This is a genomic window from Variovorax sp. P4_D9 (assembly GCF_056401695.1).
The window spans coordinates 1-3,879 of record NZ_JBFUIU010000815.1 but is presented as its reverse complement, the minus strand read 5'-3'; the positions used below and the strand labels follow the sequence as shown (position 1 = coordinate 3,879).

General features: G+C 66.3%; 3 protein-coding genes and 2 pseudogenes. 4 read left to right on the top strand and 1 reads right to left on the bottom strand.

Annotated elements, in window-relative coordinates; translation table 11 throughout:
• From AC1DY5_RS45870 to AC1DY5_RS45860, 3 genes are all read left to right on the top strand, one after another.
• A partial coding sequence (locus AC1DY5_RS45870; protein ID WP_478121037.1) for a hypothetical protein occupies positions 1 to 278 on the top strand: 278 nt, incomplete at its 5' end.
• Positions 278 to 1,495, top strand: coding sequence for a tetratricopeptide repeat protein (locus tag AC1DY5_RS45865; protein ID WP_478121036.1), 1,218 nt, complete (start codon positions 278 to 280; stop codon positions 1,493 to 1,495). The genes AC1DY5_RS45870 and AC1DY5_RS45865, both read left to right, overlap by 1 nt.
• The gene (locus AC1DY5_RS45860; protein WP_478121035.1) at positions 1,470 to 2,699 is read left to right on the top strand and encodes a HupE/UreJ family protein; all 1,230 of its coding nucleotides are present in this window, start codon (positions 1,470 to 1,472) and stop codon (positions 2,697 to 2,699) included. The genes AC1DY5_RS45865 and AC1DY5_RS45860 overlap by 26 nt, the downstream gene beginning before the upstream one ends.
• A gap of 22 nt (positions 2,700 to 2,721) precedes the next feature.
• Here the strand turns inward: AC1DY5_RS45860 and AC1DY5_RS45855 are convergent.
• Positions 2,722 to 2,997 (bottom strand): annotated as a pseudogene (locus tag AC1DY5_RS45855) (MFS transporter); the annotation flags it as partial.
• Between AC1DY5_RS45855 and kce the strand changes: the two are divergent.
• Positions 2,994 to 3,879, top strand: a pseudogene (gene kce, locus AC1DY5_RS45850) (3,5-dioxohexanoate:acetyl-CoA acetone transferase). The pseudogenes AC1DY5_RS45855 and kce sit on opposite strands and share 4 nt — an antisense overlap.

Sequence of the window (3,879 nt, the reverse complement as noted above, 5' to 3'; positions counted from 1 at the left end):
GTAAGGAGCACGACATGAACCGCATGATCATTCGAATCGGCGTTCCACTGTTTGCGGCGCTCGTCGTCGCCGGCTGCGGTGGTGGCGGTGGGGGCGGCGGCTACTTTCCGCCCATCGGCGGCACGACGTCGACCACGACTGCCTACACCCTCGTTGCGTTCCTCGCCTATGTCAAGGCGCTCGTCGCGACCGCGCTGGACACGGCAGAGCCGGCCGACGTGACCGCTTTCGATCCGCCGACGACCATGGAGACTCGAGAACCCATCGCGACCGAGTGATGTGCACCGTCCACGCGCCAACGACGGGCCTCGTGCGACGCGGGTTGATGGTGTGGCTGCTGATCGCGGCCAGCGTGCCGCTCGGCGCCACGCCGCGCGTCCCGGCCAGCGACGACACCATCGTCGAGACGCTGCCAGCCATCGCGGCTTGGTCGCTCGAGGAGCGACGACTGCGGCAGGCGCTGGCACGACATCCGCGTGAYGAAACCACCGCGATCGCTGTCGCCCAGGGCTACATGGAACTGGCGCGTGCGCAGGGCGATGCGCGTTACGCCGGCTACGCCGCGGGCGCTCTCCAGGCCTGGGACCCGACAACGCCCGCGCAGACGCCGCCCGCAGTGCTGGTAATGCGCGCCACGATCGCGCAGTTCCTGCATGACTTCGATGCGGCCGAGCTCACCTTGAAGGCGGCGCTGGGCCGGCAGCCCGGCAACGCCCAAGCCTGGATCACGCTGGCGACCATCCTGCGCGTGCGTGGTCGCTATGCCGAGTCGGACGCTGCATGTCGCGCGCTGGGACGCGTCGGCGCTGCGCTCTATGGCTTGGCCTGCCTGGCCGAAAACGCCGGACTGCGCGGCGACCATGCTTCGGCACGTGAGACCCTGCGCGGCTTGCTGTCCGATCCGAAGCTGCAGGGCGCGCAGCAGGCGGGCACGCGCCAATGGCTGCTCACCAGCCTGGCTGAAGTCGAGGAAATCGCGGGTCGCCCGACCGCGGCCGAAGCCTTCTACAGACAGGCGCTGCAGGCCGAGCGCTCGGGCTACCTCCTGATCGCTTACAGCGACTTCCTCCTGCGCCAGAAGCGATCCGCCGAGGTACCCGCGTTGCTCGCCAAGGAGCCTCGCAACGATGCAGTGCTGTTGCGGCTGGCCATCGCCGCGCGTCGGGTCGACAGCATGGGCAGCGCGGGYATCGCGGGTATTGCTCGCAAGGATTCAGTGGAACTGCAGGCCCGCTTCGGCGCCGCGGCGCTGCGGCCAGGAAATGCCGAAGTGCATGCACGCGAAGGTGCCTTGTTCGCGCTCGACGTCGAGGGTGACGCCCAGCGCGCGCTCGCCCTGGCCCGCGCCAATGCCCAGCTGCAGCGCGAGCCGATCGACCTGCTGCTGCTTGCGCGCGCCGCCGTCGCGGCCAACGATGAAGCAGCGCGCCGCGAACTGAGGGCGCTGATGCAACGCACGGGGCTTCGCGATGCGCGAATCGACGCAGTCCTTTGACATGACGCCCGGTTACGCGCGGCTGGCGAACCGCGTGGTCGCATGCGCGTTGGTATTGCTGCTCGCCTTGCTGGCGGCCGGACCGCGCACGGCGCATGCGCACAAGGCCAGCGACGCCTACTTGCAGATGCAGCTCGCCGGCGATGCGGTGGACCTGCGCTGGGACATCGCGTTGCGCGACCTCGATGCAGTGCTCGATCTCGACCGCAACAGCGACCGCAAGCTGAACTGGGGCGAGGTCAATGGCCGCATGGACGAGATCCGCGCCTATGCACTCGCGCGCCTGCGGCTGCAGCAAGGACGCTGCGTCTTGACGCAGGCTGCGCCGCCCGCGGTGGACGATCGCATCGACGGCGCCTACCTCATCTTCCAGCTCCAGGCCCGATGCGATGTCGCGACGGTGCTGTCGATCGACTACCAGTTGTTCCGCGAGGTGGACCCCACCCACCGCGGCCTGCTGCGCATCGTGGCGCAGGCCGAGGGGGATCCACTGGTGCGTTCGCTGGACCCATCCGGCGGCCCGGTTACCCTCAGTTGGCCTTCAGCATCGCGCGGCAGCGGGCAGGGTGCAGTTTCAGCCGATGCGGTATCGCCGAACGCAAGCCTGTTTCGCGATGGCGTGCATCACATCGTGGTCGGCTACGACCACATCCTGTTCCTGGTCTGCCTGTTGCTGCCTGCGGTGCTGCGCCGTCGTGCCGGCAGCTGGGAGCCTGTGGTGACCTGGCGCGAGGCGGTTCTGCCGATGCTCGGCATCGTCACCATGTTCACCGTCGCCCATTCGATCACGCTGGCACTGGCTGCGCTCAAGATCGTGAACATCTCGCCACGGGTGATCGAACCGGCCATCGCGATCACCATCGTGCTCGCCGCGTTCGACAATATCTACCCCTTGCTGCGCGGCCGGCGCAAACTGTTCAGCTTCCTGTTCGGGCTCATCCATGGCTTCGGATTTGCCGGTGCGCTGGCCGAGATGGCGCTTCCGACGCGGGGCTTCGTCCTGGCGCTGCTGCAATTCAATCTCGGCGTGGAGGCCGGTCAACTCGTCGTCGTCTTCGCGGCGATAGGCGTCTTGCTGGCCATGCGCCACTGGCGTCGCTACGAGCCGGTGCTGCTGCGCGGCGGGTCGACCGCGGCGGTCCTGGTCGCGGTGATCTGGTTCCTGGAGCGGGTCTTCGACCTCAAGGTACTGCCGTTCTCTTAGGCCGTAGGGAGGGATCGTCCGGCTACAGTCTCTCGACCCGACTGCGCCGCATGGCACGCCACAGCGTCAGGTCGTAGGTGATCTTGAGCAGGCCGCATGCGATCAGCGACATCGAGATCCACCCGGCGGCGAACATCGCTCCGCTCAGCATCGGGCTGATCGCTGCCGCCAGGCTGCGCGGCACAGCCGTGAAGCTCGCAGCGGCGCTGCGCTCCGCGGGCGTGACGACGGCCATGACGTAGGCGGTGCGCGTGGGCACGTCCATCGACGACAGGGCGCTGTGGACCATGAGCAATCCCGCCCTACCTGCCGGTGACCGCAGCGAAGATCGCCGAGTCAGCCTTGAGCGCCGCAAGCACAGGCGCGGCCATCGTTCACCTTCATGCACGCGAACCGTCGAATGGTCGGCCGTCGCACGACCCTGCGTTGTTTCGCGATTTCCTTCCGCGCATTCGCGAGGCCTCTGACGTGATTGTCAATCTCACGACCGGTGGTTCACCAATGATGAGTGTCGAAGAACGCTTGCAGCCAGCCTGAGGTGGCATCGCTCAACATGGGGTCGATGAATTTCGGACTCTACGAGATGCTGAACCGCTTCAAGGAGTTCAAGCATGACTGGGAGCGCCCCTATCTGCAGAACGGCGACGATCTCGTGTTTCGCAACAGCTTCAAGGATATTGAACACATTCTGAGGTCATGTTCGGCCAACGAGACGCGCTTCGAGATCGAGTGCTACGACATCAGCCACCTCTACACCGCGGCGCACTTCCTAGACCGCGGTCTGGTCAAGGCCCCGCTCCTGATTCAGTCCGTGTTCGGCCTTCGCGGCGGCATTGGCGCGCACGCCGAAGACCTGATGCACATGCGCCGAACGGCTGAGCGCCTGTTCGGCAATGCCTACGTGTGGTCAGTACTGGGTGCCGGGCGCAATCAGATCCCGTTGGCGACCATGGGCGCGGCAGTCGGCGGCCATGTTCGCGTGGGCCTGGAAGACTCGTTATGGGATGGACCTGTCCGTCTGGCGCGAACGAATGCCAATCAGGTCAGCCGCATCAAGACAGTGATCGAGGCGCTTTCTCTCGAGGTGGCCACGCCCGATGAAGCAAGAGCGATGCTTCGCTTGAAAGGGCGGGACGCCGTGAAGAATCAAGGCGTGAAGGATCTTTTCGCGGTCGGCTGA